The 26,332-nt window shown below is 55.8% G+C and carries 25 protein-coding genes; 11 read left to right on the top strand and 14 right to left on the bottom strand.

Features of this window, described 5'->3' with window-relative positions; genetic code table 11:
• Window positions 1–9: 9 nt before the first annotated feature.
• The 7 genes from FHW17_RS11055 to FHW17_RS11025 form a co-directional block, all read right to left on the bottom strand.
• Window positions 10–261, bottom strand: coding sequence for a GlsB/YeaQ/YmgE family stress response membrane protein (locus FHW17_RS11055; protein ID WP_091880665.1), 252 nt, complete (start codon window positions 259–261; stop codon window positions 10–12).
• Window positions 262–335: 74 nt separating this feature from the next.
• The gene (locus FHW17_RS11050) at window positions 336–731 is read right to left on the bottom strand and encodes a hypothetical protein (RefSeq protein WP_182509842.1); all 396 of its coding nucleotides are present in this window, start codon (window positions 729–731) and stop codon (window positions 336–338) included.
• 101 nt (window positions 732–832) lie between these two features.
• Window positions 833–1,390, bottom strand: coding sequence for a GNAT family N-acetyltransferase (locus FHW17_RS11045; RefSeq protein ID WP_182509841.1), 558 nt, complete (start codon window positions 1,388–1,390; stop codon window positions 833–835).
• 32 nt (window positions 1,391–1,422) lie between these two features.
• Window positions 1,423–1,800, bottom strand: a complete 378-nt coding sequence (locus FHW17_RS11040; protein WP_182509840.1) for a DUF930 domain-containing protein — start codon at window positions 1,798–1,800, stop codon at window positions 1,423–1,425.
• 158 nt (window positions 1,801–1,958) lie between these two features.
• The gene (locus tag FHW17_RS11035; protein WP_112527743.1) at window positions 1,959–2,804 is read right to left on the bottom strand and encodes a methyltransferase domain-containing protein; all 846 of its coding nucleotides are present in this window, start codon (window positions 2,802–2,804) and stop codon (window positions 1,959–1,961) included.
• Window positions 2,805–2,844: 40 nt separating this feature from the next.
• Window positions 2,845–3,024 (bottom strand): hypothetical protein, encoded by a 180-nt coding sequence (locus FHW17_RS11030; RefSeq protein ID WP_182509839.1) that lies wholly within the window; start codon window positions 3,022–3,024, stop codon window positions 2,845–2,847.
• A complete protein-coding gene (locus FHW17_RS11025) occupies window positions 3,021–3,563 on the bottom strand; it encodes a GNAT family N-acetyltransferase (protein WP_182509838.1) in 543 nt (180 codons plus the stop codon). The genes FHW17_RS11030 and FHW17_RS11025 overlap by 4 nt, the downstream gene beginning before the upstream one ends.
• A gap of 159 nt (window positions 3,564–3,722) precedes the next feature.
• On the opposite strand from FHW17_RS11025, the gene FHW17_RS11020 reads away from it, so the two are divergent.
• Window positions 3,723–4,487, top strand: coding sequence for an SDR family oxidoreductase (locus tag FHW17_RS11020; protein ID WP_182509837.1), 765 nt, complete (start codon window positions 3,723–3,725; stop codon window positions 4,485–4,487).
• Window positions 4,488–4,490: 3 nt separating this feature from the next.
• On the opposite strand, the gene FHW17_RS11015 is transcribed toward FHW17_RS11020, so the two are convergent.
• Window positions 4,491–5,615, bottom strand: a complete 1,125-nt coding sequence (locus FHW17_RS11015; RefSeq protein ID WP_113096570.1) for a vWA domain-containing protein — start codon at window positions 5,613–5,615, stop codon at window positions 4,491–4,493.
• Window positions 5,616–6,176: 561 nt separating this feature from the next.
• Between FHW17_RS11015 and FHW17_RS11010 the strand changes: the two genes are divergently transcribed.
• Entirely contained in the window at window positions 6,177–6,572 is a 396-nt protein-coding gene (locus FHW17_RS11010; RefSeq protein WP_112527753.1) for a DoxX family protein, read from the top strand.
• A gap of 65 nt (window positions 6,573–6,637) precedes the next feature.
• On the opposite strand, the gene FHW17_RS11005 is transcribed toward FHW17_RS11010, so the two are convergent.
• Window positions 6,638–7,822, bottom strand: coding sequence for a Hint domain-containing protein (locus tag FHW17_RS11005; protein WP_182509836.1), 1,185 nt, complete (start codon window positions 7,820–7,822; stop codon window positions 6,638–6,640).
• Between the two features lie 995 nt (window positions 7,823–8,817).
• Window positions 8,818–10,026, bottom strand: a complete 1,209-nt coding sequence (locus tag FHW17_RS11000; protein ID WP_182509835.1) for a TIGR03862 family flavoprotein — start codon at window positions 10,024–10,026, stop codon at window positions 8,818–8,820.
• Between the two features lie 242 nt (window positions 10,027–10,268).
• Between FHW17_RS11000 and FHW17_RS10995 the strand changes: the two genes are divergently transcribed.
• Both FHW17_RS10995 and FHW17_RS10990 read left to right on the top strand, forming a co-directional pair.
• Window positions 10,269–10,478: a cold-shock protein gene (locus FHW17_RS10995; RefSeq protein ID WP_162700345.1), complete on the top strand. Its 210-nt coding sequence runs from the start codon at window positions 10,269–10,271 to the stop codon at window positions 10,476–10,478.
• Window positions 10,479–10,664: 186 nt separating this feature from the next.
• Window positions 10,665–12,620, top strand: a complete 1,956-nt coding sequence (locus FHW17_RS10990; RefSeq protein ID WP_182509834.1) for an elongation factor G — start codon at window positions 10,665–10,667, stop codon at window positions 12,618–12,620.
• 42 nt (window positions 12,621–12,662) lie between these two features.
• Here FHW17_RS10990 and FHW17_RS10985 read toward each other — a convergent pair whose 3' ends face one another.
• Window positions 12,663–14,186 carry an ABC-F family ATP-binding cassette domain-containing protein gene (locus tag FHW17_RS10985; RefSeq protein ID WP_182509833.1) on the bottom strand — a complete coding sequence of 508 codons (1,524 nt, stop codon included), beginning with the start codon at window positions 14,184–14,186 and terminating at the stop codon, window positions 12,663–12,665.
• Window positions 14,187–14,670: 484 nt separating this feature from the next.
• Between FHW17_RS10985 and FHW17_RS10980 the strand changes: the two genes are divergently transcribed.
• Entirely contained in the window at window positions 14,671–15,918 is a 1,248-nt protein-coding gene (locus FHW17_RS10980; RefSeq protein WP_182509832.1) for an SEL1-like repeat protein, read from the top strand.
• A gap of 28 nt (window positions 15,919–15,946) precedes the next feature.
• On the opposite strand, the gene FHW17_RS10975 is transcribed toward FHW17_RS10980, so the two are convergent.
• Together FHW17_RS10975 and FHW17_RS10970 are read right to left on the bottom strand one after the other, a co-directional pair.
• Window positions 15,947–16,738, bottom strand: a complete 792-nt coding sequence (locus FHW17_RS10975; protein ID WP_112527764.1) for a hypothetical protein — start codon at window positions 16,736–16,738, stop codon at window positions 15,947–15,949.
• Between the two features lie 281 nt (window positions 16,739–17,019).
• Complete coding sequence (locus tag FHW17_RS10970; protein WP_246706793.1) at window positions 17,020–18,495, bottom strand: DUF2778 domain-containing protein; 1,476 nt, start codon at window positions 18,493–18,495, stop codon at window positions 17,020–17,022.
• A gap of 338 nt (window positions 18,496–18,833) precedes the next feature.
• Between FHW17_RS10970 and FHW17_RS10965 the strand changes: the two genes are divergently transcribed.
• Both FHW17_RS10965 and FHW17_RS10960 read left to right on the top strand, forming a co-directional pair.
• On the top strand, window positions 18,834–19,031 hold the full coding sequence (locus tag FHW17_RS10965) for a DUF3311 domain-containing protein (RefSeq protein ID WP_112527766.1): 198 nt from the start codon (window positions 18,834–18,836) through the stop codon (window positions 19,029–19,031).
• Window positions 19,021–20,493: a sodium:solute symporter family protein gene (locus FHW17_RS10960; RefSeq protein ID WP_182509831.1), complete on the top strand. Its 1,473-nt coding sequence runs from the start codon at window positions 19,021–19,023 to the stop codon at window positions 20,491–20,493. Before FHW17_RS10965 ends, FHW17_RS10960 begins: the two co-directional genes overlap by 11 nt.
• 352 nt (window positions 20,494–20,845) lie before the next feature.
• Here the strand turns inward: FHW17_RS10960 and FHW17_RS10955 are convergent, their stop codons facing one another.
• Entirely contained in the window at window positions 20,846–21,208 is a 363-nt protein-coding gene (locus tag FHW17_RS10955) for a hypothetical protein (protein WP_091880638.1), read from the bottom strand.
• 271 nt (window positions 21,209–21,479) lie between these two features.
• Here FHW17_RS10955 and FHW17_RS10950 point away from each other — a divergent pair, with 271 nt between their 5' ends.
• The 4 genes from FHW17_RS10950 (at window position 21,480) to FHW17_RS10935 (ending at window position 26,307) form a co-directional block, all read left to right on the top strand.
• Window positions 21,480–23,015 (top strand): helicase HerA-like C-terminal domain-containing protein, encoded by a 1,536-nt coding sequence (locus FHW17_RS10950; RefSeq protein ID WP_113096578.1) that lies wholly within the window; start codon window positions 21,480–21,482, stop codon window positions 23,013–23,015.
• A gap of 177 nt (window positions 23,016–23,192) precedes the next feature.
• Entirely contained in the window at window positions 23,193–24,089 is an 897-nt protein-coding gene (locus tag FHW17_RS10945; protein ID WP_182509830.1) for a dienelactone hydrolase family protein, read from the top strand.
• 231 nt (window positions 24,090–24,320) lie between these two features.
• A complete protein-coding gene (locus tag FHW17_RS10940; protein ID WP_112527850.1) occupies window positions 24,321–25,028 on the top strand; it encodes a L,D-transpeptidase in 708 nt (235 codons plus the stop codon).
• Between the two features lie 400 nt (window positions 25,029–25,428).
• Window positions 25,429–26,307: a branched-chain amino acid aminotransferase gene (locus FHW17_RS10935; protein ID WP_113096580.1), complete on the top strand. Its 879-nt coding sequence runs from the start codon at window positions 25,429–25,431 to the stop codon at window positions 26,305–26,307.
• The last annotated feature ends 25 nt before the right edge of the window (window positions 26,308–26,332 follow it).

The following is a 26,332-nucleotide window of genomic DNA, read 5'->3' as shown; positions in this document are numbered from 1 at the left end:
CAGATAAATCTATCGGCGGACAGCGCGCCCGACGGCAATCAGGATACAGGCGCCGACAAAACCGGCGATGAGATAGCCGATCCAGCCTGAGAGAATAATGCCGAATACCGACAGGATGGCATTAGCAAGCACCGCACCAACGATGCCTAGAATAATATTCATGATGATGCCGGTATTGCTCTTCATGAACATCTCGGCCAGCCATCCGGCCAGACCACCGATGATAATGGCAGCAATCCAGCCTACACCTGCAGTTCCCATATTACTTCCCTCCGTTGCGAACAGTCGCGACGATTGAAACGGTGCAGCGTGCGGTTTGTTCCGCGCCCGCCACGCTATTTCCAGCGTTTGTATCGTCGCCAGTCATCTTCATCGTCCTGTTCACCCAACCAGCGCTTTATTTCACGGCAACTACGAGGCCTGCCATCGCTGACCCTGCCGTCAGTGCAGGGGTTGTAACGCTCGCGTCTCTCGCGATAGTCGTCCCGCCTTTCCCGATGGCGCTCGCGCCGGTCGAGCATGCGCAAAAGCTCACGGCAGCTGCGCGGTTTGCCGTCGTTGTAACGGCCATCGGTGCAGGGATTGTCATATTGCACAAAGCGGACCAGCGGCTTGGGATGGAAGCCGTTGGCAGCCGGAACCGTTTCCGCCACGGGTGAAGTGGAAGCCATGGCAGGGCCAAAACTCAGAAGCAGCACAGCGGGCAGGAGCATACGAAAGAGACTGGGCATGTTGGCTCTCCGGATGTGGTGCGATCATTGATCCGCACCGGACCCAGAGAACATCGGTGATTCCCATTGCGCCAACATTGCATGCAATCAAAACGAATTTATCATTCGCCTTTGAGACGATAACTCCGCCATTCCTCAGCGGTGATTTCCCAGACTTCAGCAGGATGGCGACCGGAGACGTAATCACGTTCCACTGTTTTAATTACCCGCATACCACTGCGTTTGGAAATTCGGCGTGAGGCCGTATTGGCGATCGCCTTTGGTACACGCAGCACCATTTTTCCAAGTGTGTCGAACCAATAATCCGTAACTCTGTTGCATGCTTCGGACATTAAACCTTGTCCCTGCCATGCAGGCGCAAGCCAGAAACCTCGATTATCCTCTTCGCCATCGGTCAAGCTGATGAGACCGATCAGGTCGTCCGGTGCAGTTTTGCGGCGGATCGACCAATGCCATTGGCTACCTGCCGCAATGCCCGGCAAGGCAATATCGCGTATGTAGGTCAAAGCGCCGTCTTCGGGGTACGGCCAAGGCACAGCTACGTTCAGGTATTTTACCACCTCCCATTGTGGGAAATTCTTCTGAACGGCGTTGGCATCCGAAAGCTCAAGCGGCTTCAAGATAAGCCGCCTTGTTTCAAGAACAGGAATGTTCGTCATGACAGATACCCGTCGAACCGGGAGGAATATGCTTAGGGAACCAGATAGTGCTGGCCCCACTCATTTTTCGGAACCTTGTCGCCGATCCGGTATTTGAAGGCGACGATTTCCATATTGTCTTCATTCGTCATGCATTTGAATGCCAGATGATACCATTCGCCTCGGCTGCGAAAGGCTGCGCCGCGCGACTTGATCGAATGTACATCCACCTTCGGATCAGCAAAGGCATAGGCAAGCACCTTATCGGGATTGTAGTCATGTTCGTCCTTGCGGATGCGCTCCATAGCCTCGACGTCGCAGCGCTGTTCCAGCCGGGTCTGCGGATCAAGCTTTTCCAGTCCGACTTCCATCCTCGTATCCATCGCCGATGCGGATTGCAGGGACAGCGCAAGGATTGCGAACAGGAGCATTGGCTTTTTCATGGATGGGGTCAGCCTTCTATATCTGCCTGCGGTCAATGCCTTGGCAGCGATGTTGATGAATCAAACCTGACGGTCTGCTTTTCGAATCGCGGGGAGAGGAAATTTGCTCAAAGCGGCGGCAATGTCAAAAGCTGCCGCTTTGCTGCCTACATCAGACGGGCAGTCACAATCCATGTCCCGGTGCCAACGAAAACGCCATCCGGCGTCCGGTAAGCTTCAAGGTTCTGCCGTATGGCCTCCCACGCGGCGTCTGCCTTGTCGGGGAACTGTTTGATGTGCTCACCGACGAAACCAATGTGAAGAATGCTCAACACTTCGTCGATATCACCGCCACCTGTCCTGAGGTCCAGTGGTGTAACGCCAATATCGGTAAAGCCTGCCGCGCCGAGAACCGTGCGCACGCGTTCAGGATTGGCGAGCGAAAAGGCGCCCGGACCGATTCCCGGTAAATCCGGGGCAGGCACGCCATGTTTGCTGGCGATCTGAATTGGCATTTCAAACCATTCGACTTCGGGCCGGTCACGCCAGCAAACAAAGGCAAGACGTCCACCCGGCTTTAGCGCCTTGCCCAGATTGGTGAAGGCCGCAACAGGGTCATCGAAGAACATTACGCCAAAACGCGAAAACAATCCGTCAAACTCACCGGCGCCAAAGCTATGTGTCTGCGCATTGGCTTCGATGAAGTGCAGATTGCCGAGGCCTTTCTCCGCCGCATGGTTGCGACCGGCAGCAAGCATGGAGGCAGACAGGTCAGCACCCGTTACACTGCCATCCGGTCCGACAGCATGGGCCAATGCCAGAGAAGTATGACCGCAGCCGCAGCCCACATCCAGAAAGCGCTCGCCCCTTTGTGGTGCAAGAGCTTTGATTGCCTGTTCGCCCAGCGGCGCAAGCATCCGCTCCAGCGGTGCCTGCAAGGCAATCCAGTTATGCGAACGTGAATCGTCCCATACACCCGGTGTTCCGGTATCGTTGTTGCGCGCGTCAGACATGGGAATCCTTGCTGTTGGATGGAGCGTCGATATCTGTCAGTTATTCATCCGCACTCAGATCCAGATCGGCAAGCTCTTTTTCTCCGGCAGTCTGGGCTTCCCGCTCTGTCTTGTAGGGACCGATCTGCGGACCGGCTTCCCCATCGACAACGAGCACATAGTACCAGCTCGTATCGTTCTTCTGGCTGACCGCCACATGACAGATTTGTTCATTGCTCATCGCGATTCTCCTGCCTGCTGAGCGGTTATTTCATAAAGCACATGGCGGCACAGCGGGTGATCTTTTGGCAGGCTGGGATGGTCGAATTCACCCGTCTTTTGCATGCCAAGCCGTTGCATCAATCCCCAGGAGGCGGTGTTGGCGGGCGTGGTAAAACTGACGATACGGTCGAGTTTCAAGACCTGGAAGCCATAGGCAAGCGCGGCTTCTGCTGCTTCCCGTGCCAGACCCTTGCCGTGCCATGGCGTCGAAAGCCGCCAGCCGATTTCAACTGCCGGGGTAAAGGACGCTTGCCATGGGATATGGGCAAGTCCGCACATGCCGATCAGCGTTCCGCTCTGACGCTCTTCAAGCGCCCAGAAGCCCCAGCCATTTTCAGCAAACTGCGCGTCAATGCGATCAAGCATGGCGTCTGAACCCTCACGCGTCAGGGGCATGAGATAGCGCTGGACTTCAGGTTCGCTGTTGAGCGCAAAAAATGGCGCACGATCTTCCGCACGCCATTGGCGCAGTCGGAGCCGGGGAGTTTCTGGTTGCATGAAGCAATTATGGGAGTGAAGCCCGAGGCCGTCAAGGCGTGTTGAGGCGAACAAGAGGGGCGGCAGGTTTCGGGTGGCGGCTTGGAACCGGTAAGGCCATTCATTGCGCCGCGGGCATGTTTAACGTGCCCTTCCCACCGAGATCACAGAGGCTGCAAAATGAACAGTTTGAATGGAAAAATCGCTATCATTACCGGCGCAAGCTCCGGCATTGGTTACGAAACGGCAAAGCTTTTTGCCCGCGAAGGCGCGAGCGTCGTTGTCTCGGCCCGTAATAAGAATGGGCTGGATAAGCTTGTTGCCGAGATCACCTTTGATGGCGGCAAGGCTATTGCGCTCGCTGGGGATGTCAGCGATGAAACCTGTGCCAAAGCTCTGGTGGAATTGGCCGAAGAGAAATTTGGCGGGCTGGACATTGCGTTTAACAATGCCGGAACCAATGGTGAGATGGGGCCAACGCCCGACATCTCGCTTGCCGGTTGGCAAAACACTGTTGATGTCAATCTGACATCGGCTTTCCTCGCGGCAAAATACCAGTTGCCAGCCATGCAGCGGCGTGGCGGTGGCTCGCTGATTTTTACCTCGACCTTTGTTGGCCACACAGCAGGTATGCCCGGCACAGCTGCCTATGCCGCCAGCAAGGCGGGGCTTCTTGGCTTGATGAAAACACTGGCGGTGGAGTTTGGTCCACAGGGCATCCGCGTCAACGCGCTGCTGCCGGGGGGAACGGCGACCGCTCTGGCTGAAGCCTGGGTGGATACGCCGGAAAAGCTGGCCTTTGTTGAGGGGCTGCATGCCCTGAAACGGCGGGCGCAGCCGATCGAGATAGCCCGCTCGGCACTCTATCTTGCCTCTGATGCGTCAAGCTTTACCACCGGCTCGGCCATGCTGGTGGATGGCGGCGTCTCGGTCAACCGGACGTAAGAGTTATTTCAACTGCGTGCGCAGCGTTTCCTTCACCACCATATCGAAGGAATCGCTGCCCTTGTCCTTGTCTTGCTTGGCCGTCTGTTCGGCGACATAGGAATCGCGCTTCTTCACCAGTTCGGCCATGCTTTCTTCCAGCTTGCCGCGTTCCTGCGATTGCTGATCGAGGACAGCCTGTTTCTCTTGATTGGACTTGCCGCGCAGATTCTCCGGCAATTCCGCATCCTTGAGTGCATCAAGTTTCTGCGTGCCGTTCTTGACATCCGCGACCAGATCACCGCCACCGGTAACGACCTCTTTCGAACCACCCTTTTTCGAATAATAGCGGGAATTGTCGACCTGCACCGAGGCCGGAGCCATGGCCTTTGTTTCCATCTTGGTGCGCAAATCAGCCTGCTTCGCCCCGCTGCCATAGGGGATGACAGTCTTGTCGATCTTCTGTTGCAGGATGATGATGTCGCCGTCAAATGGCGTCTCGATTACAGTGATGCGTCCGCCATCCTGCGGAATGGCAATGTAACGGCCGTGTCCCAGCTGGGCGATTTCGCGCCAGACTTTCGTCGTGTCTGGGTCGTCACCTGCCTGCACTGTATTGACGGTAATCGCCTCATCCTGCGCCCGTTTCAGCACCTTCGGGTACAGGGGGCCATTGGGGTAATCCATATGCGGCGGGGCATCGCCAACAAGAAAGACAATGCGTTTTGCATCGCCGCCCTTGGTCCATTCCAGCTTGCGCACGGACTCATCCAGCGCCTCATTGACGGACTCTGGCGTATCACCGCCGCCATCAGCTTCGAGCTTGATCAACTTGCCATAGAGCCCCTGTACATCGGAACTCATGGCGAAGGACTTGACCACATATTCGTCGCCCCGGTCGCGATAGGCAACAAGTGCCATGCGGATATCCGCATCGGGATTGACGTCGATAATCGTGTTGGCGATTGACCAGATCTTGCGCTTGGCTCCATCGATAAGGTCGGCCATGGAGCCTGTTGTGTCGAGCACGAAGGCAACCTCGATGCGCTGGCCCTTGATATTGCTTTGCGCCAGAACCGGCGAGGCCAGCGCGGTCATGGCAAGGCCTGCAGCAAAACCTGTTACGAGAAGACGCGGCGAACGATACATGGATTCCCCCAAACGTTGATCCGATGCCTATGTTTCACGGCGGATTGCGGCTTAATTGGGAGATGCTTTGGACAAGACTGTGATGCCCGGGAAATATCGATTCTTATACTTTTTGTATGATGGTTGGGATATTTGGACCCGGAACGTAGAGATTTACTATCATAACAAAGTACAGGTCTTCCAGCTCGCAAACATATGTTCTTTTAACCAGTATTTCTCTGTTAATCTCACACGAACTTTACCGGACATTTCTGGGTACATTGCGCTATTCCGTTGACAGAATAGCCCATTCAATAAATGTAAGCATGCTGATGGTAAGTGTGCGATCTGTTGAACCTGGTCCCCCAAAGACGAAAGTGCCCCGGATCGTTTACAGTCAGTCGAGGCTCGGTGCTCTCCATGGTAGTGACATGCAATGGCCGGTGTCGAGCCTCACAACTTCCGTGTTCAACACATGATGTGTTGATGGCGCGTATATTGTGCGCGCCATCGGCGGGTTGGCATTGCATTTCAACCTGAAGCCCGACATTCTTCAGCCTCCAACGTTCTTAGCGAGGCAACATGATCTCCCGAGTTGAACTTGAAACGGTATGGGCACCCCGGCTTCTCTCTGTCCTGCGCATCATAACGGCATTGCTGTTTGTGGCGCATGGCACGTCCAAGCTGTTTGGTTTTCCCATGGCAATGGACCCGGCTCCCAATCTGATGTCGCTGATTGGCGTGGCTGCAATCCTTGAATTTGTCGGTGGCATACTTTTGGCTCTCGGTCTTTTCACGCGTCCGATCGCATTCCTGTTGTCGGGTGAAATGGCCGTTGCCTACTGGATGGCGCATGCACCCCAGGGCTTCTATCCGATTGTCAATCACGGTGAAAGCGCTGTGCTCTTCTGCTTTGTCTTCCTCTATCTGGCTGCCGCCGGTCCGGGCAGCTGGGCTCTCGACAAGGCGCGCGGATAGGCATTCATATCTTCGCGCGGCAAATGTATGGGCCGTGCTCAATGGAGCACGGCCCATACATTGTTTCAGGACGCCTTCGCCTTGGTGGTATTGTTACCAAGCGCCAATTCCTGCTGCGCAATCATGTCTCTCGCCCTGTCGACCGCAGATCCCGAATAGGTGAGGGGATAGCAGGCTTTGGCCTGCTTCAATTTGGGTGATGTGAATTGCAGGACGCCCGGTTCAAGGAACACGTTCCTGTTGCCGAGATCCAGATAGGTTTCCGCCATTACACCCTCCGCCCAGATCACATCATGTTTTTCCAGTTCGATATGGAAGTAATTAATTGGCGTGAGCACAAATCTTTGCGTCACGGTCGTGCCATTGATCAGGAGCTTGGCGGGTATCAGTGCGCCGCCGATAAAAACACAATGGTCGGGTGAAACCAGTAGATCCCTGTGCGGAATGCCTTCGGCAATAGCCCCGGTGCAGAAGCGGATCGGCAAATCGTCGCGCGGTTTGTCGAGGCTTTTCGGGTCGATGGTGCGGTTTCCCACCCATGTCACCTCGGCAATACCTTTGATCACGCTGAGAACCTTGTCGCCGACTTTCAATTTTTCGACAGGTACTTCGCCCTCAGGGGTCGCGATCATGGTGCCACGGACAAAACATGGCGTGATGAAGGTGAGTGTATCGGTCGCATCGTTGAAATTATAGGTGGCACCAGCGGGAATGACATAGGTTGCAAGCGTGCCAAGGCCAAGCAATCCCCCGTGGAATGTGATGATATTTCCGGACTGCGAAACACTGGAAGCGCCATTGACCGTGACGCGATCTCCCGCACTCGCATTGACGATGGTCGGGTTGGGGCTAAGCAGGGAGAGGCCGATAGCTGGCGGGGTATAGACGAAATGGCCTGTTCCAGTCGAACCGGCAAAATCCACTGTCGTCGTCTGCAACACGTCTACGCCCAGAAGTGCGGAATTGAGGTTCAGCGTGCTGCCGGCACCGATGATGTAATGAAAGGACGAACCCGCCCCGACAGATGCGAGTTGTGCTTCAACGGTGAGTGTGGCGCCGTTGATGACATTGAATGTCGTGTTGGAAAGGCCGCTGACACCGGCAAATGACGTGACGTCGGCATTGACGCCGTCAACGATCAGCGTGGCACTCGAAACAAGCCCGAGAGCAACCGTATCGCCGGAGTGAAAATTGCTGGAATTGATGGTGGTGGTCGTGTTGTTGATGAGATTCAGATTGATCAAAGCCATAAGAAACCCTTTTTGAACACATGACATCCCTAGGATTTCCGGTCACCCGATTGGGTTGTTCGCAATATCGGAAGCACGTCCAACAAGAATAACCGTGACCGTTGCCGCGCGTTTGCAAAGACCGCCTCCCTGCCAACGATGCTGACGGATACTTTTAGCTCTCATCGTAAAATCCATGCCGGCATTCAGCATCGCCTACATTGCGGCGGCATTACCCTTTATTATCAGTCAGTTATATTGCTCAGACAGCTTCTGTCGGTTCTGGCCGAAAAGCGCCGATATCTGAAGATCAGGGGCGGGCGGCAACCAAATGCCCATGATCTGCGCTGCCGTTACAACCGTAGATTTACCTGTCGTTAAGCATGCAGGCTTACTCTTGGGGCCTTGGAGGGCGCATAGCCCTCGTTGGATGTGAAGGCTGGTCCGATGATAAGCGATAACGACAACGACAGTATCTGGACAGATTTCGTCTGCCGCACCTGTGCGCTCGCAATCTTCATGATTGGCGTTGCGATCCCTGTTGCATTCAAGCTGTTCCTTTAGAATCCGGCTGCAAAGGCATCATTGCCGATTTGTAATTTGACCCGGCAAGACAGCCGCTCCACCATGGCGATGCTGGTTTGTCGTGGGGCCAGCACGAGGCTCGACGGTCGCCTGTCCTTCAAAATTCCGGTGCCGTCGAGTCTCTCCAAATTTTGAAGATAAATACTTCAAGTTTTACATGCAGAAACCCCGTTAAGGTTACTAATAATAGAGCTATTCTAAAGTTTAGCGGAATAGAGCATAAGAAGCATCTCTCATAAAATGTCAAAAGACTGTGAGGAGACTGTTTCGTGCGATCAAAGATTACTTACGTCGATCAGAAGAATTACAAAAACAAAATCGTTGTTCAGGCATATGGGCGCAGTGAGACCGCCCAGGCGCATCTGCTGGCTGCGATGCGCAGAATGCGGCGGCGTATGCGAATGAAAATGCTCGTCTTCAACAAATATTAGTCACAGGTTCAGCCGGGTGTTTATCCCATGCGCTGCGGCGCGGCCGGTGGCAAAGCACGCTGTCAGAAGGTAGCCCCCGGTCGGTGCTTCCCAGTCCAGCATTTCCCCGGCCACGAAAACACCAGGCAGCGCTTTCAGCATATATGTATTGTCGATGGCGCTCCAGCGAACGCCACCAGCCGAGGATATGGCCTCGGTGATGGGGCGAGGGCGCACTACAACCAGCGGTAGCGCCTTGATCAGTCTTGCCAGCCGTTGGGGATCGGAAAGATCAGCTGCATCGGCAAATTTTCGCAGCAAGGCAATTTTCACGCCCTCAATCCCTGCACCTTTGCGCAAGCGATTTGCGAAACTCGCCTTGCTGTCCTGTCGTGCGAGGTCCCGCGCCAGCTTTTCGGCTGATCGTCCGGGCGCGAGATCAAGCACGAGCGACGCGCTGCCTTGCTCTTGCAATTGATCGCGCAGACTGGCCGCATGGGCATAGACAAGACTGCCTTCGATACCATCCTGCGTGATGACAAACTCACCGGAAAATGTACCAGCACCTGAAGTGGCCGTGACGGACTTTACCGGGATTCCGGCAAAACGCTCCTTGAAACCATCGTCCCAATCCACGTCGAAGCCGCAATTGGCTGGGCGCAGCACATCAATTTCCACGCCCTTATCGGCCAGCCACGAGGTCCATGCGCCATCGGAACCGAGCTTTGGCCAACTTGCGCCGCCAAGTGCCAGCAACGCTGCGTCGCATTCGACGGTCTTGATCCCCACGGGTGTTTCAAATGTGAAAGCATTTCCGGTGAAACCCGTCCAGCGGTGACGGGTGAGAATGGTCACACCCTGCGCTTCCAGCCGTCGCAGCCATGCACGCAACAACGGTGAGGCTTTCATCGCCTTGGGAAACACCCGCCCTGATGAGCCAGTAAATGTTTCCGTGCCAAGTTCTGCCGCCCATGCCTGCACGTCTTCGGGTGTGAACCCATCAAGAGCAGGGCGCATATGTTCGGATGCAACACCAAACCGGGTAACGAAACGCGCGTAATCTTCCGAATGTGTGATGTTCAGGCCTGACTTGCCCGCAAGCAGGAATTTACGGCTGACAGTCGGCATCGCATCATAAACCGTTACGTCATGTCCGGCTGCTGATACCACTTCGGCTGCCATAAGGCCCGCCGGGCCGCCACCGATAATCGCGATTGTTTTGCGTTGCATATGCCTGTCCAAACCCGAAATACTGCTGTTCACTCATGACCCGGACGTGTGGTGAGTACAAGATCATTCGGCGCAGGAACTTTTGCAAAAACTGTCTTTGAAGCGCCATTGTAATAAAACAGTTGCATGACACGTTAACACTTTCGCGCATATGGGCTTTACGGCTTCCATAAAAAATCGTTACAAGGGTGCGTCGTTCACTTTGTGCGACACTCAATACATCTGCCCTACGGAGGTTCATTATGGCCACAGGCACAGTTAAATGGTTTAATTCTACAAAGGGCTTCGGCTTCATTCAGCCTGAAGATGGCGGTGCAGATGTATTCGTACACATCTCTGCAGTTGAGCGCGCTGGATTGCGTGATCTCAACGACGGCCAGAAAATCAATTATGAACTGGTGCGCGATAAGAAGTCGGGCAAAATGTCAGCGGATCAGCTGAGCGCCGCTTAAAGCTGGTGCCAGCGGGGTCGCCCCGGTGGCGGTCCACGATGACAGAACAGAATGAAACAGGCCGGATGCAAATCCGGCCTGTTTCTTTTTTGCCGACAAAGGCAGCATCGAATCGTTCCACTAGCGCTTTTGGCCATGTTGAGGCATCCTGTCATCGGACTTTGATCGTAGCAGGGGAGGACGCGAATGCGCTGCTTTACGGTACTTGGACCCTCGCAGACCGGAAAATCCACGCTCGTGGAAAAACTCGGCGCGCTGGAGGGCGCGCCAAGGAAGTCGGTCTCGCCTTACGGGTTAAATCTGACGGAATTCACTTTCGGTAATGAAACATGGTGCGCACTGGATGCACCGGGTGCCAACGAAGCCCTTGCGCACGCGCAGGATGCACTCTTGGCCAGTGATGCCTGTATCCTGTGTGTTTCACCTGCGCCTGAAGATGCGGTGCTGGCCGCGCCTTATTTGAGGGCCATCGAAGCATCGGGCACGCCTTGCATTGTTTTCGTCAACCGCATTGACGAGCCAAGGGGCCGGGTGCGCGATGTCATTTCAGCATTGCAAGGCTATTGCAGCCATTCCCTTGTGCTCCGGCAGATACCCATCCGCGAAGGTGACAAGGTTGTCGGCACATGCGACCTGATTTCCGAGCGCGCCTGGCGCTATCGCGAGGGGCAGACATCCGCCCTGATCGAGATACCGGAAAGCGAGCTTGAGCGGGAACACGAGGCGCGCGCCGAACTTCTCGAACATTTATCCGAATTTGATGATTGGCTGCTGGAAGAGCTGATCGAGGACCGTGAACCACCGAGCGACGCGGTTTTTGCCATTTCATCGCGTGTCTTGCGCGAAAACAGGATCATCCCGGTGCTGCTTGGATCTGCCAGCCACAGCAATGGCATTCTGCGCCTGATGAAGGCGCTGCGCCACGAAGCCCCGCCTGTTGATACGTTGCGCAAGCGCCTTGCCGCTGCAAACAGCACGCCGGAAAATGCCTTGGCGGCTGTCAGCTTCCACGCCTATCATCGCCAGAATATCGGCAAGACTGTTCTGGTGCGCGCGCTGAAAGACGGACTGAAGCAGGGTGGCCTGCTGGGTGGAGGACGGCTTGGGCCGGTACAGGACCCGGGAACCGGAAAGCCCACCCCATCGGGAATTCCTGTACCCGGCGATGTCTTCGCCACCGTAAAGTCCGATCATCTGCCGGTGCCATCCCTGCTTAGCCTCGATGCCGTGATCACGGCACCTGAATGGACCACACCGCCGACGCCGATGCTGGAGCGCATCCTTGTCCCCGAAAGCGAACGGGACGAAACAAAACTGTCTGAAACACTGGCAAAACTGGCGGAGACGGATCACGGTCTCAAGGTCATGCAGGAGGAAGGCACGGGTGCCCAGCTTGTCAGCGTGCAGGGTCCGGTGCATCTGCGTGATCTGTCCAAAATGCTGTCCGATGTCTTCCACGTCAATGTCACCGACCGGATGCCGAGCCCTGTTTACCGGGAGACCATCTCCAAACCGGCGGAGGTTCATTACCGGCACCGCAAGCAGACAGGTGGCGCCGGTCAGTTCGCCGATGTGAAGCTCAGCGTGCATCCTAACGGGCGCGGCGAAGGTTTTTCCTTTGCCGAAACGGTCAAGGGCGGCGCTGTTCCGCGCAATTACATACCCGCTGTTGAGGCGGGTTCACGCGAGGCAATGGAACGAGGGCCACTGGGGCTGCCGGTCATCGATGTCGGCGTCATGCTGACCGATGGCCAGCACCATTCAGTCGACAGTTCGGAATTTGCCTTCCGCGCTGCGGCAAAAATGGGGGTAAAGCAGGCGCTTTCGGAAGCGGCGGCTGTTCTCATGCAGCCGGTGTTCCGCATCGAAATTCATATCCCGTCTGTTTATTCTGGCAATCTCGTGCCCATTATTTCCGCCTTCAAGGGGCAGGTGCTGGGTTTTGACCGGGACGATAATACCAAGGGCTGGGATGTCTTCCGGGCCATCATTCCCGGCAGTGCATTGGATGAACTGGCGCGTGCCCTGCGCTCGGCAACGCAGGGCATCGGCAGTTTTTCCAAAGCTTTCGATCATTTTGAGGAGCTTTACGGCAAGGAGGCGGACGCTATCGTCACAGCTCAGGCCGCCCATGTCCATTGAACAAGTGCCGGGCCGCCGTATCGAGGCGGCCCGGCATTCCACTCATCTCTGTCGCTCGGCGGCAAAAAACGCCTCCGGGCTTTCCACTTCGATCAGGCGACGCTTTTCAATCAGCCAGAAGCGGTTGCCGACTGCCCTGACGAAACTGCGGTCGTGCGAGACCAGCAGGCAGCTTGCCTCATGGGCCATCAATTCCGATTCCAGCGCCTCCTGACCGTCAATATCCAGATGGTTGGTCGGTTCATCCAGCAGGTAGAAGTTCGGATTGGCAAGCCGCAGCACCAGCATGCCAAGCCGCGCCTTTTGCCCGCCTGACAGAACCCTGTTCGGCTTGCTCTGGATATCGATGCCAAGTCCCGCTCCAGCCAGAAGGGTGCGGGTGCGCTGGTCGCCAATATCGAAGCGCCTGCTGATCGTATCAAACGGCGTGTCCCGATCCGGCAGGTCGGCCAGTGCCTGATCACCATAGCCGAGCACCAGAGACGGCGTTGCCTTGACTGTATCAGGCGAGGTCAGCGGCTCCGTGATGGCACGCCTGATCATGCCGACAAGACGTGTCTTGCCCGCACCATTGGCCCCGAGAAGAACAATCCGGTCGCCCTGACATATCCATTTCCTGCCTGTCTTGAACAGGAACGTACCGTCAGGCGTTTCCACCGATGCATCGTCGAGCGTCACCAGCACTTTGGCATGGGTGCCGCTGTTGGTGAGCCTGATTGCTCCGGCAGAGCGTTCCTGATGGGCAGGCCGCGCAGCATCCTCAAGCCGTTCCGCCCGCTGTTTCAGCTGCTTGGTCTTGATGGTCAAAAGATCGCTACCGGAATTGATGCCGATATTGTTCAGCTTGGCGGCTTGCTGACGCAGCTGCTGCGCCACTTTCATATCCCGCTCGTAACGGCGTGCCTCCGCCGCATCGATTTCATCAAGTGCGGCCCGAGCCCGTGTATAGGGCAGGGCAAAGGCATGCGAGTTCTCCGGCCGCAGGAACAGGGTGCGGTTGGTCGTGGCATCAAGAAAAGCCCGGTCATGGCTGCAGATGACAACAGGCACATCACGCGGCAAACTATTGAGCCAGTCTTCCAGCTGCGCAATCTTGGCAAGGTCGAGATGGTTGGTGGGCTCATCCAGCAGCAGCACGTCAGGGTCTGTCACCCAGACACGGGCAAGCAAGGCAAGTCTTTGCCAGCCGCCACTCAACTGGGCAAGGGTACGCTCGCGCAACGCATCGGGCACGTCAAGTGAGGCAAGCACGACATCGACGCGCCAGCTTTCCGTCTCTTTCTGCTCGGCGGGCAGGGCCTGCAACACCATATCGTAGAACGAGGTGGTAAGGAGATTATCAGGTACAGCCTGTTCGACAGTGCCGATGCGCAGGCCGCGCGTGCGGGTGATATCGCCGGTGGTGGAATCGAGCGTTCCCGCAAGGCAGCGCAGCAGGGAGGATTTGCCCCGGCCATTGGCAGCGACGATGCCGATACGGTCCCCCGCGCCGATGACGAGGTTGAGGTTGACAAAAAGCGGGGCTCCGAGGGTAACGCCCAGGTTTCTTACATTGATGAGTGCCATTTTAATTCTCTGGTCTGCCGGGCCATGTGCATTGACGGTATTCTGTTTGTGCCGTCGGTTTTGCACTGGATGGTCAGCCTCCATGCGGGCAATGACCATCTGGCTCGGTGGGTTGTGACGTTACGCAAGGCCGCTCGAATAATGAGCTTGGCGCTGCGTGACCACGAAGGGCAGACCTGGAATGGGTATGGAAAAGCTGTTTCCGGTCAGCCCTGCAAACGTATCTGCAGGGCGTTGACGGGGCCACGCTGGCGATGATGCCGGAAGAACGTATTCATGCGCAGCCCTCCTTTCCTAAAATTGAGCTTGGCACTCCCATAGCATTCCCCCGGGCAGCTTTCAATCGCCTTTGCCGTGGTTGATATGGCTGGAAAATATGCTGATTGCGATCTTTCCGAAGTGTAATTCTACAGGCATTATAAGGAGGGGGTGCTGCGAAACCAGATTTTGAGGGCATCTTATGCGGCTTGGCAAGCTATTACTGGTGTCTGGATTCTTGTTGTGCCTGAACGGACATGCCTATTCCACCGAGGCGGCGGGCCCTTTCAGAAATGGCGAATATCCGGCGGAAGTCGACCTTTTGCGTGGCATGGCCGAGAAGGGCGATGTCGACGCGCAGTACAAACTTGGCGATATTTATCAGACCGGCACAAAGGTTCCGGAGAACAATTATGAAGCCGCCAGATGGTATCAAAAGGCAGCCGATAAAGGACACGCCAAGGCACAGCTGCAATTGGGTGTGCTGTATGAAAATGGTGCCGGTGTCGTGGAAGACAAGGCTGAAGCCGTCCGCTGGTATCGCAAGTCTGCTGAACAGGGATATGCGGAGGCACAGCTCTATCTTGGCCGTATGTATGATGGCGGCATAGGCGTTGTACAAGACAGTTCTGAAGCCTTCCGCTGGTATCGCAAATCCGCTGAGCAGGGACTGGCAGGCGGACAAAGCAGACTTGGTGTTATGTATGACAATGGCAGAGGGGTTCACCAAGACCAGAGCGAAGCGGTAAAATGGTTTCGCAAAGCAGCGAAGCAGGGACATCCAACAGCCCAGAGCAATTTGGGTCTGAAGTACGAATTTGGTCAGGGCGTTGCGAGGAACCCAATCGAGGCAGTTCGCTGGTATCGCAAGGCCGCTGAGCAGGGTTGGGCCGAGGGGCAATTCAATCTTGGCACGATGTATATTGAAGGCAAAGGCGTTAAGAAAGACGGTATGGAGGCGGTGCGCTGGTACCGCAAGGCTGCGGATCAGGGTTATCCGAGCGCAGAAAACAATCTGGGTACCTTATATTATAACGGGAACGCCGTAGCCAAAGATTTGCAACGGGCCGCCGAGTGGTACCGCAAAGCTGCCGATCACGGAAACAGTTTCGCGCAAACCAACCTTGGCAACATGTATTACAACGGCGAGGGCATGGCCGAAGACAAAGCCGAAGCAGTCAATTGGTATCGTAAAGCCGCCGATCAGGGGCGTCCCGAAGCACAAAACTACCTTGGCAAGATGTATTATGACGGAATCGGCCTCACCGCTGATAAGGCTGAAGCGGCAAAATGGTATCGCAAGGCAGCTGAACAAGGCTATGCAGAAGCCCAGTACAACATGGGACTTGTGTATGAGCAGGGAATTGGCTTGCCTGTGGACAGGACAGAAGCCATGAAATGGTATCTGACAGCGGCGAGGCAGGGCCATGCCAATGCCCGCCAGAAGCTGTCAGAAATGGGTGGCGGTCGTTAGACGCATGACCCCAACTGAGTTTTGAAGCTCACCCTCGCGAAACTTTGAAAAAAGCCTGTTTGCCCTGAATGCCCGCAAGATTGCCCCCATGGCCTTCCTTGGTACACAGGGCAATCGCTTCGATATAGTAGTTTGCCATAGCCGACATGGGCGGGTTGAGCAGGAATGGCACAGCTTTCCAGTTGTAGAAGGTCAGCGCCACCAGATTATGCGTTTTCGGTATGAGTGTTTTCGGGTCCTTGAACAGATTGGACACGAGATTGAAAATGCCAATCGACTCGCGACTTGGGGTCATGAGTGTGCCGGTTGTAATGCCGACAGCGCCAGAAAACTGATCCGACCCATCGGAATCCTTCCAATAGGGGCCCTTGAAGATTGGCACGCCAATCTCTCCATCAATGACAGGTGTTCCGGGAACGGGGCCGATCGCCTCGCCGGTTGAAGGCAGCTTTGCCAGTTCGTTGGAGCCTTTGACTTTGAAATCCTTGACCTTCACGGTCAGCACACTCAAGCCGAAGGTAATGCCGAGGGTTCCGCCGAGACCGCCACCGGTGAAGACAATCTGCTCACCGGTTTTCCGGTTCACCATGGGAATGGAAATGCGGCCAAGCGAGACGCCTAATTTGGCAACAGGCGTGCTGACCGAAACACCAAGCTCCTTGGCATCAACAAGATTCCAGTCCGTCCGCTTACTATTGATCGAAGAGGCATAATTCTGGACCTCCTGCCGCTGGCGATTATACTCGTCCTGTTGCCGATAGGCTTCCTGCATCATCCCGGCGCGGGCGGCAGCGGAAAATCCAAAATCACTCGGGCCCATGTTTCCTCCTGTAAGGCGTATTACTCCGAAGATTAGACGAAAGAGCTTATTCTCGTCGCACTGTGCAATAAAATTTGCAGATAGAATACCCGTAGATTTCTATGAATCTCAAATTTCTTTGTTTCGAAAACACCACTGGAGATGCAGAGGCAATAGTGGCGGCAGCCAGATTATTGTTGTTTCTGGACCGGAAGTTCGTTGCGAAAATCTGTGGGACACAACGCGGAATCCTCCAGCTGACTTAGCCGCTGGAGGCATTACTTCAATCGATCACCGGCAAATCAGCGTGTGGCAATGCGTGAGGAAGAAGGCAGGCGGTCTACCACGACAAGGCGTGAGACCTCGCCCCGCTGGAAAGCCTTGAGGAACCGGCGATAATCCTTGAACACCACACATCCGTTCGAATCGCCGCGCGGTCCGAGCATATATGTGTGAGCAAGCAGACCATTGCGGCCAAAGGCATTCCGGCCGTCGACGGGTGTCAGGCGGATCGCAGCGACGCCGTGGAAAAGCGCCTCACGCATGGTGAGATTATAGGTATGTGGCGGCGTCGGCCCACGGTTCGACTCGCGTGTGTACCGGGGATTATCAAGCATGTGCCCCATGCCCGAATGAGCTTCAAGCCGTTCGCCATTGGGCAGATAAACCGTGCGTGCGGAAATGTCATAGACCGCAACACCATTGCGCGAGCCGCCAAATATTGACCCGAACAAACGTCTGGTGCGCGGCATGGCTTCGATCACCGCATCATCTGGCCGGATCGAAGCGAGTTTTGCGTTTGGCTGTTGCTTTGCCGGTGCATTCGGTGCTGCCGGAAAGCTTTCCGTCGCAAGTTTTGGCCGTTGCACGGGCAGGGGAACGTCTATCGAGTCCTGTCCGTCATCGGAAGATTGCGTATCATCTGGCGCAATGCTGGCCGTATCCCGGGCGGGCGCATTCTCGGGTACAGGAACCGCGACTTCCAGATCCGGTGCCAGTGGTCCGATCAACGGATTGCTCTCGGTTGCCGACGGCGCGTAGCTTGCCAGCAGCGGTATTTGAGGCTCACCCCGCCGCTTGTCGACCAGATCTGGCTGTGCGCTGAACGGATCGTTGGATGCGGATGCCAGAGCGGCATCCGCTGCGGCAATCTCCAGAGCTGTTCTCTTGGGCGCGTCCTCAGGCAGCGGAATCGATCCGACCGATTTTGTATCAAGCGTTGACGCTCTGCCGTTTACCGCAAGCGCAAATGCGCGGTTGGCTATGGCAGACTGAATAGCGTTCTGCACGTCGGCGTCGACTGGACCGGCGGGCTTATTGAGAAGTGTTGTCACATCGGATTCCGATAGCGGCGATGTTTCCATCACCACAAGAGCGGACGCGGGTTCGGCAAAAGCATCATCGTAAGTGACAACGACCCGGTCTGCCGTATCAGCGCTTTTTGCTGTGTGCTGCGCATTGTGGGGAATGCGGTGCTTCAAATCGGGGCTGAGCATTGCCAGAGCGCCGCTGCTTGGCCGGTGTGCGATCTGATCGCGCGGATTGACGAGAGCAATGGTCTCGAATGCCCGCAGATCATGCCGTATGACAGTTGGACCCGAAGCGAGGGTGGAAACCATTTTCTGTGTTGTGCTGACAGTTGCAAACATCCACACGGTTGCTGCTATCCCGACGCCGATGGCAAGCGCGCTGACCAGCGTGCCGCGCGACTTGCCCGCGCGAGAAACAAAACCGTTAAAGGAGCCACCCTGACTGAATGTATCGGTCGCGAACGCCATCGTACTCTTTTTCCAAACGCTTACTCAAACCTGCGGCGCGCCCCAAAGGGGGCACCACGGCCAATACAAACCATCAGGCACGGAACACGCGTGTCTGGCGTCATTTGCCGATTGGCTTGGAGCATGAAGAATCTTGGTTACTAATTTCTTTATGTATCGACGTCTTGTTGATCACGAATTGCCACAGACCGGATAAGAACGTTGTTGATAATCTACATTGGGATACAAATCAGTGCGCCGCCCGTACCAAAGACATGTTGCGCAAACGACAAGGTGGCCTATTAATGAAACCTACGGGTTTCATTTGCCTCACAATGTAATTTCAAGAGGACATATCCATGGAAAAAGGTTCAAAAAGGGCCATATTGTGGCTGCTTGTGATTCCTTACATCGGGCTACTCTGGGTTCCCTTCTATAATTTCCGCGAACCTGAACTGCTCGGCTTCCCCTTCTTTTACTGGTATCAGCTTGCCTTCGTGCCGCTGACTGCATTCATCACCTGGATTGTCTATCGGAGCACGAGCCATGACGACTAATCTTGATCCGGTAGCTATTTCGGTTTTTGTCTTCTTTTTCGCACTTGTGACCATCCTCGGCTTCGTCGCTTCGCGCTGGCGTGCGCCAAAGACCATGGAGCATATCGATGAATGGGGTCTGGGTGGCCGAAACTTCGGCACGTGGATCACATGGTTTCTCGTTGGTGGCGATTTTTACACCGCCTATACGATAATCGCGGTTCCGGCGCTGGTCTATGCGGTTGGCGCTTATGGCTTCTTTGCACTTCCCTATACGATTGTTGTTTATCCCTTTGTATTCATGGTGATGCCGCTTTTGTGGAAGCGCGCCAAGGACAATGGCTATGTGACCGCCGGTGACGTGGTGTTCGGGCAATATGGCTCGCGCGGGCTTGAGCTTGCCGTGGCGCTGACGGGCGTGATTGCCACCATGCCCTATATCGCGCTGCAGCTTGTTGGTATGGCGACTGTTCTGCAGGCGCTGGGATTAACGGGCGAACTGCCGCTGGCGGTCGCCTTCATCATCCTTGCGCTTTATACCTATTCGGCTGGTTTGCGTGCCCCGGCGCTGATCGCTTTCGTCAAGGACATCATGATCTATATTGTGGTGATCACCGCCGTTGCGCTTATCCCGTCAAAACTTGGCGGCTATGCCAATGTGTTCGCTTCAGCCGATGCGGCGTTCCAGGCAAAGGGCTCGGGCAGTCTTCTTCTGGGTGGCAATCAATATGTGGCCTATGCCACGCTTGCGCTTGGTTCGGCGCTAGCCGCCTTCATGTATCCGCACACGCTCACGGGTATTTTCGCTTCCAATAGCGGCAATACCATCCGCAAGAACGCGGTTATGCTGCCAGCCTATACGCTGCTGCTTGGCCTTCTTGCCTTGCTTGGTTATATGGGCCATGCGGCGCATCTCAATGTCTCCAGCCCCAATCAGGTGGTTCCGGCACTGTTCCAGACCCTGTTCCCAAGCTGGTTTGCCGGTTTTGCTTTTGCGGCGATTGCTATCGGCGCACTGGTTCCGGCGGCGGTGATGAGCATTGGTGCCTCCAACCTTTTCACCCGCAATTTCTGGAAGGCCTATGTCAATCCCAATGCGACCGATGCCGGGGAGGCGAAAGTTGCCAAGATTACGTCGCTGGTCGTCAAGATTGGCGCGCTGCTGGTGATCGCATTCCTGCCAACGCAGTTCGCCCTTGATCTGCAATTGCTCGGGGGTATCTGGATTCTCCAGACGCTTCCGGCGCTGGTGTTCGGCCTCTACTCAAAGTGGTTCCGCGCACCCGGTCTGCTGGCCGGCTGGCTGGTTGGCTTTTTCGGTGGCACCTATCTGGTGTGGATCAATGGCCTGAAGCCACTGCAGGCAATCAGCCTCGGCGGCGCGCCGTTTACTGTCTATATCGGGCTTCTGGCACTGGCCGCCAATATTGTGGTGGCTGTGATCGTCAATCTCGTGACGGTTCCCGCAAGAAAGGCCGCTTGAGAGTAGTTTACGCGCGCTCGGGTGTGTGATGAGTTTTCACCCCACTGCCTTATCGGACAGAGGGGGGTGAAACTTGGCGAGACAATCGCGTGTGGTTCGTGGTTCGACAAGCTCACCATGAGGGAGAGGGATGGTGAAAGGGAGCTAAATTCTGTCCCCTTTATGATCTGTAATCTTGGTGATTAGCGTTGCATCCTCACTCTCCCTCATCCTGAGCTTGTCGAAGGGCCTCATGGTGAGCTTGTCGAACCACGAACCACGCACATTGGGCCGATGCCAGGTAAACAAACAAAAACGCGCGCCAAAGGGCGCGCGCCTGAAACAGGTTTTTTGAGTGGCAAAGCCGTGCGTCTTAGACGAACTGGCTGAGACCCGGGATCGAGTTGACGACTTCGTCAACCGTTTCGCTGCCAACCTTCTCACGGGCAAAGGCAATGGTTTCCTTGGAAATACCAGAGATTTCGCTCATGCCGAGGCCAGCGCCCATCAGCTTGGAGCCGAGGCCCATAACACCGGGCATCAGGCCGGATAGGAAGCCGCCACCATCTTTTGCGTCGGCAATGGCTGCATCTGCACCCGGAATGCCGCTGATCAGCTCGGAGGCCTTGGCAGGGCCTTCCTTTTCAAGGAATGCCAGAATCAGGCCAACGGCCTTGCGTGCCGTTTCCGGATCGGTGCCAACATTGGCGGAAATGCGCGCGATAAGTTCGTCCATGAGCCTAATCTCCCGTCTGTCATGAATTACGTTTACGTAATATGCGGATATTCTCGACCTTGCAAGCCACTGCGTCAATCTGGATCAATTGGACTGATCGGGATCGGGTGGCGGATGCCCGGTTGTCGCATGGGAAGATGACATGAAAACGTCAATGATTCCGGCGTCTGTTTCAATCATATTCACAAGCGGACGAGTAAACCATTGTCCCTCCGGCATCGGGCCTTTATATCGGAAGGACGAGACATCGCATTGAAGAGGATCAACCCACATGGCAGCTGACGACAGAATCTTCCTTGGTGCGAGCCGCAAACCCGATGACAGCTATCAGCAGGCCGAAGCCCTGCTATTGAAATACGGCAACCGGCATGGGCTGATCACCGGCGCAACGGGTACAGGCAAGACCGTGACGCTGCAGGTGCTGGCCGAAGGTTTTTCGCGCGCTGGTGTTCCGGTTTTCTGCGCTGATATCAAGGGCGATCTGTCGGGCATCGGTGCCAAGGGTGAGGCGAAGGATTTCCTCGTCAAGCGCGCTACCGATGTGAAGCTTGATCCCTATGATCTTGATGCCTCGCCTGTTATTTTCTGGGATATTTTCGGCGAGCAGGGCCATCCGATCCGCGCCACCATTTCGGAAATGGGGCCGCTGCTGCTGTCGCGTCTGATGAATCTCACCGACGCACAGGAAGGCATCATGAATATTGCCTTCAAGATCGCCGATGAAGAAGGGCTCCTGCTGCTCGACATGAAGGATCTGCAATCCTTGCTGGTCAACATTGCCGAGCGTGCCGAGGAAATTTCCGCGCGCTACGGTAATGTGACCAAACCGTCGGTTGGTGCGATCCAGCGTTCACTGCTGGTGCTTGAACAGCAGGGCGGCACGAAATTTTTTGGTGAACCGGCCCTGAAGATTGCCGATATCATGCGCACCAATACCAATGGCCGCGGTGTGGTCAGTGTATTGGCAGCCGACAAGCTGATGATGAATCCGCGGCTTTATTCAACGTTCCTGCTTTGGCTTCTGTCCGAGCTTTTCGAGGAACTGCCTGAAGTGGGTGATCCGGAAAAGCCGCGCCTCGTTTTCTTCTTTGACGAAGCGCATCTTCTCTTCAATGAAGCGCCAAAGGCCCTGCTTGATCGTGTCGAGCAGGTCGTTCGCCTGATCCGCTCCAAGGGCGTCGGCGTCTATTTCATCTCGCAGAATCCGCTCGATGTGCCGGAAACCGTGCTGGCGCAGCTTGGCAACCGCCTTCAGCATGCGCTGCGTGCCTATACGCCGCGTGAGCAGAATGCGGTGAAGACAGCCGCTGATACATTCCGCCCCAATCCGGATTTCAATACCTTCGCGGCCATTACCAATCTGGCGACGGGTGAAGCGCTGGTTTCGACACTGGCGGACAAGGGTGTGCCATCAGTCGTGCAGCGTACATTGATCCGCCCGCCATCGGGACGCATCGGACCGCTGTCACCGGATGAGCGGCAAAAGCTCATCACCGGCAGCCCGGTCGCTGGCCAATATGACACAATGGTTGACCGCGAATCCGCCTATGAGATACTGCAGAAGAAGGCGGCTCAGACACAGACCGAGGCAGAAGCCGAAAAAGGGCAGGAAGCAGATAGCACCAGCGGCTGGAGCCTGCCGGATATTCTGGGCGGTGGCAGCAGCAAACCGGGCCCGCGCGGTGGTCAGCCCCGTGCCCGCCAGACCGTAGCGGAAGCAGCGATGAAATCCGTCGTCCGCTCCGTGGGAAGTTCGCTTGGCCGTGCGCTGGTGCGCGGCATCCTGGGAAGCCTCAGCCGCCGCTAACAGGCCGAGGAATCAGTCATCGAAAAGCCGGTGCAATGGAAACATTGCCCGGCTTTTGCTTTGTCGCGGGCCTGTGCCCAAAATCTGCCCGCATCCGATTGTGTTCTCGATCCTTCGCAACCAATGTGCGTGGGTTGCGTTCAGCGAACGGCATATAAACATTTCAGGCAAGGCAAAATGAGACAAGCAATACGAGCCCATATCCTTGTGCGAAATCTCTCTCGATTCATTGCCATTGTTCTGGCTGGTCTGCTCGCTGTAACTGGCGCAGCCTTTGCCAATGACAGCGAAGAGATAATCGGCGGCGTCAATGTCCATGTCTGGCAGCCGGACCAGCTGATGACGGCGCGCCAGCCGGTGATTTTCTTCTCCCATGGGTTTCATGGTTGCTCAACCCAATCGAAATTCCTGATGCGGGCTTTTGCCGAGGCTGGTTACATCGTCTTTGCACCGAACCACCGCGATGCGACCTGCAACAATGGCCATCAGAACATTTGGGATAAGCCGCAGGTTTCCCTGCGCAAGCCGGAGCGCTGGAAAGACACCACTTTCCGCAACCGCGCCGATGATTTCATGAAGGTCATATCGGCCCTGAAAAGCGACCGGCAATGGAACAGCAGGATCAACTGGAACGAGATGGGGCTCGTTGGCCATTCGCTTGGCGGCTATACAGTTCTGGGCATGAGCGGGGCCCGCCAAAGCTGGCGCATTCCCGGCGTCAAGGCAACGCTCGCCCTGTCGCCCTATGTCGGTCCCTATCTTGATAAAGACTCCCTGCAGCATCTGGAAGCGCCGGTTATGTATCAGGGCGGAACGCGCGATATCTTTGTAACACCCAAGGTGAGAAGGCCGGGCGGCGGGTATGATCTGTCGAAACGGCCGAAATACTATGTTGAATTCACCGGGGCTGGTCATCTGACATGGACAGACCTTGGCCTCTTCACGCGCAAGCGCATTGTCGAAACAAGCCTCGCATTTATGGATCGCTATGTCAGAGGCAAGACCAGGGGCATGCCCCTCAAGGAGATTGCCGATCTGCCGGGCGTCTCGGATTTCCGTTATGATATCAAGTGAGTCGGGCAGAACGGCGAGGACGGAGTGGCCTCACAAATTGTTTATCGGCTGTTGAACGGCCAAAACAGGTTGCACATGGCGTTTCTGTTGCGGCAGCGCAACACTCGGCTGGCCGCCTTGTTTATGCCCTATTGCCAACGGTTCGCTGCCACAATTTATGTGCGTTTAAGGGCGGTAAACCCGATCCACGTTATCTCGCAACCCATCTCCCACCGATAAATTGGTTCAATGATGCAAAACACGATTTCCCGCCGCGGTTTCCTGACTGCATTGACCGCAACAGCGGCCGTCGGCCTCGCCGGATGTGCCGCAATCCCGGATATGCCGGTTATTCAGGTCGATGATAATGGCCAGCCGCTTTCGCCGCAGGCCGATGTCGATCCTGCATTTGGCTCCTACGATGCCATGTATGCGGCGCGTGAGGATGGCGGCTATCAGCTGCCAGCCATTCCGATCAAAAGAATGAACAAGCGCTATCTGCGTCAGATCGTTCAGGACCCGACCGGCGAACAGCCCGGCACCATCGTCGTCGATACCAGCAACAAGTTCCTTTATCTGGTGCGCGAAGGTGGTCAGGCGATCCGCTACGGTGTTGGTATCGGTCGTGAGGGCTTTGCCTGGTCTGGCCGTGCGGTCATCCAGTGGAAGCGCCATTGGCCGACATGGACACCGCCGGATGAGATGGTTGCCCGTCAGCCTGAACTGGTGCAGTACAGTGCCCGCAATGGCGGCATGCAGCCCGGCTTGACCAACCCGCTCGGCGCCCGCGCGCTCTATATCTTCCAGAATGGTCAGGACACGCTGTATCGTCTGCACGGGTCGCCGGAATGGTGGTCCATCGGCAAGGCAGTCTCCTCAGGCTGCGTGCGTCTGATCAATCAGGACATTATTGATCTCTATGATCGTGTGCCAAACAAGACGCCTATTTTGGTCATGTAGCTTCTCGATATTCCATCCATACCAAAAGGCCGGAGGCTCAGCGTCTTCGGCCTTTTGTTTGCTAAGACTGATTTGAAAGAAGAGGAGCAGACCCCGCGATAAGGCGGGGCCTGCTTGCCATCCGCATCGAGCGGGGGTGAAGGAAACTGACGCGGAAGCTTCTCACGGCTTTTGAAACCACAACTGACAGCGTTATCCAAAGCCATGACGGGATTTTTGATCCGTTATGCAGCTATGCGCAATTCGTCTAAAGTATAAGATCGTCGTTTCAACCCTCAAAAAGCGCCGATTGATGCGCTGTGTTTGTCGTAAATTGCTTCCATTTGTGCCAGAAGCATTGACCTTACAGTTGAATAACCCTTCGATAGGCCAACAGACACACAGCGACGGAATCATTCTCATGGCAGTCAATACAGCAGCGCAATCAATCACCTGGACCTATGTCGACGGCGACTGGCATGAGGGAAACATTCCCCTGATCGGCCCGCGCAGCCATGCAATGTGGCTGGGATCGACGGTGTTCGATGGCGGACGCTGGTTTGAAGGCGTCTCGCCGGACCTTGACCGCCATTGCGCCCGCGTCAATGCGTCGGCAACAGCTCTTGGGCTCAGCCCGACCATGAGTTCAGATGAAATTGCCGGTCTCGCCCGTGATGGCCTGAAGAAATTCGACGGGAAGACCGCCGTCTATATCCGCCCGATGTATTGGGCCGAGCATGGCGGCTATATGGGCGTGCCCGCTGATCCGGATTCAACGCGCTTTTGCCTCAGCCTCTATGAATCGCCCATGCAGGAGCCGACAGGTTTCTCCCTGACTGTCTCGCCATTCCGCCGTCCGAGTTTCGAGACGATGCCGACCAATGCCAAGGCGGGCTGTCTTTATCCGAACAATGGCCGCGCTATTCTCGAGGCGAGATCACGCGGTTTCGACAATACGCTGGTTCTCGATATGCTTGGTAATGTGGCTGAGACCGGAAGCTCCAATATTTTCATGGTCAAGGACGGGCATATTTTCACCCCGGCGCCCAATGGCACATTCCTCTCAGGCATCACCCGCGCCCGCACCATCGATGTGCTTGCCGATTATGGCTTCCGCACAACACAAGCGACATTGACGGTTCAGGATTTCCTGACCGCTGACGAGATATTTTCCACCGGGAACCATTCCAAGGTTGTGCCCGTTACCCGTATTGAGGGTCGCGACCTGCAGCCGGGTCCGATCGCCAAGAAGGCGCGGGAGCTTTATTGGGAGTTCGCCCACTCCACGCCGAAAATTTAACGCTGAAAGCGGATCAAACTGAAAT

This window comes from Phyllobacterium sp. P30BS-XVII (assembly GCF_014138335.1).
Classification (GTDB): domain Bacteria; phylum Pseudomonadota; class Alphaproteobacteria; order Rhizobiales; family Rhizobiaceae; genus Phyllobacterium; species Phyllobacterium meliloti.
This window is presented reverse-complemented; position numbering and strand designations above follow the sequence as displayed.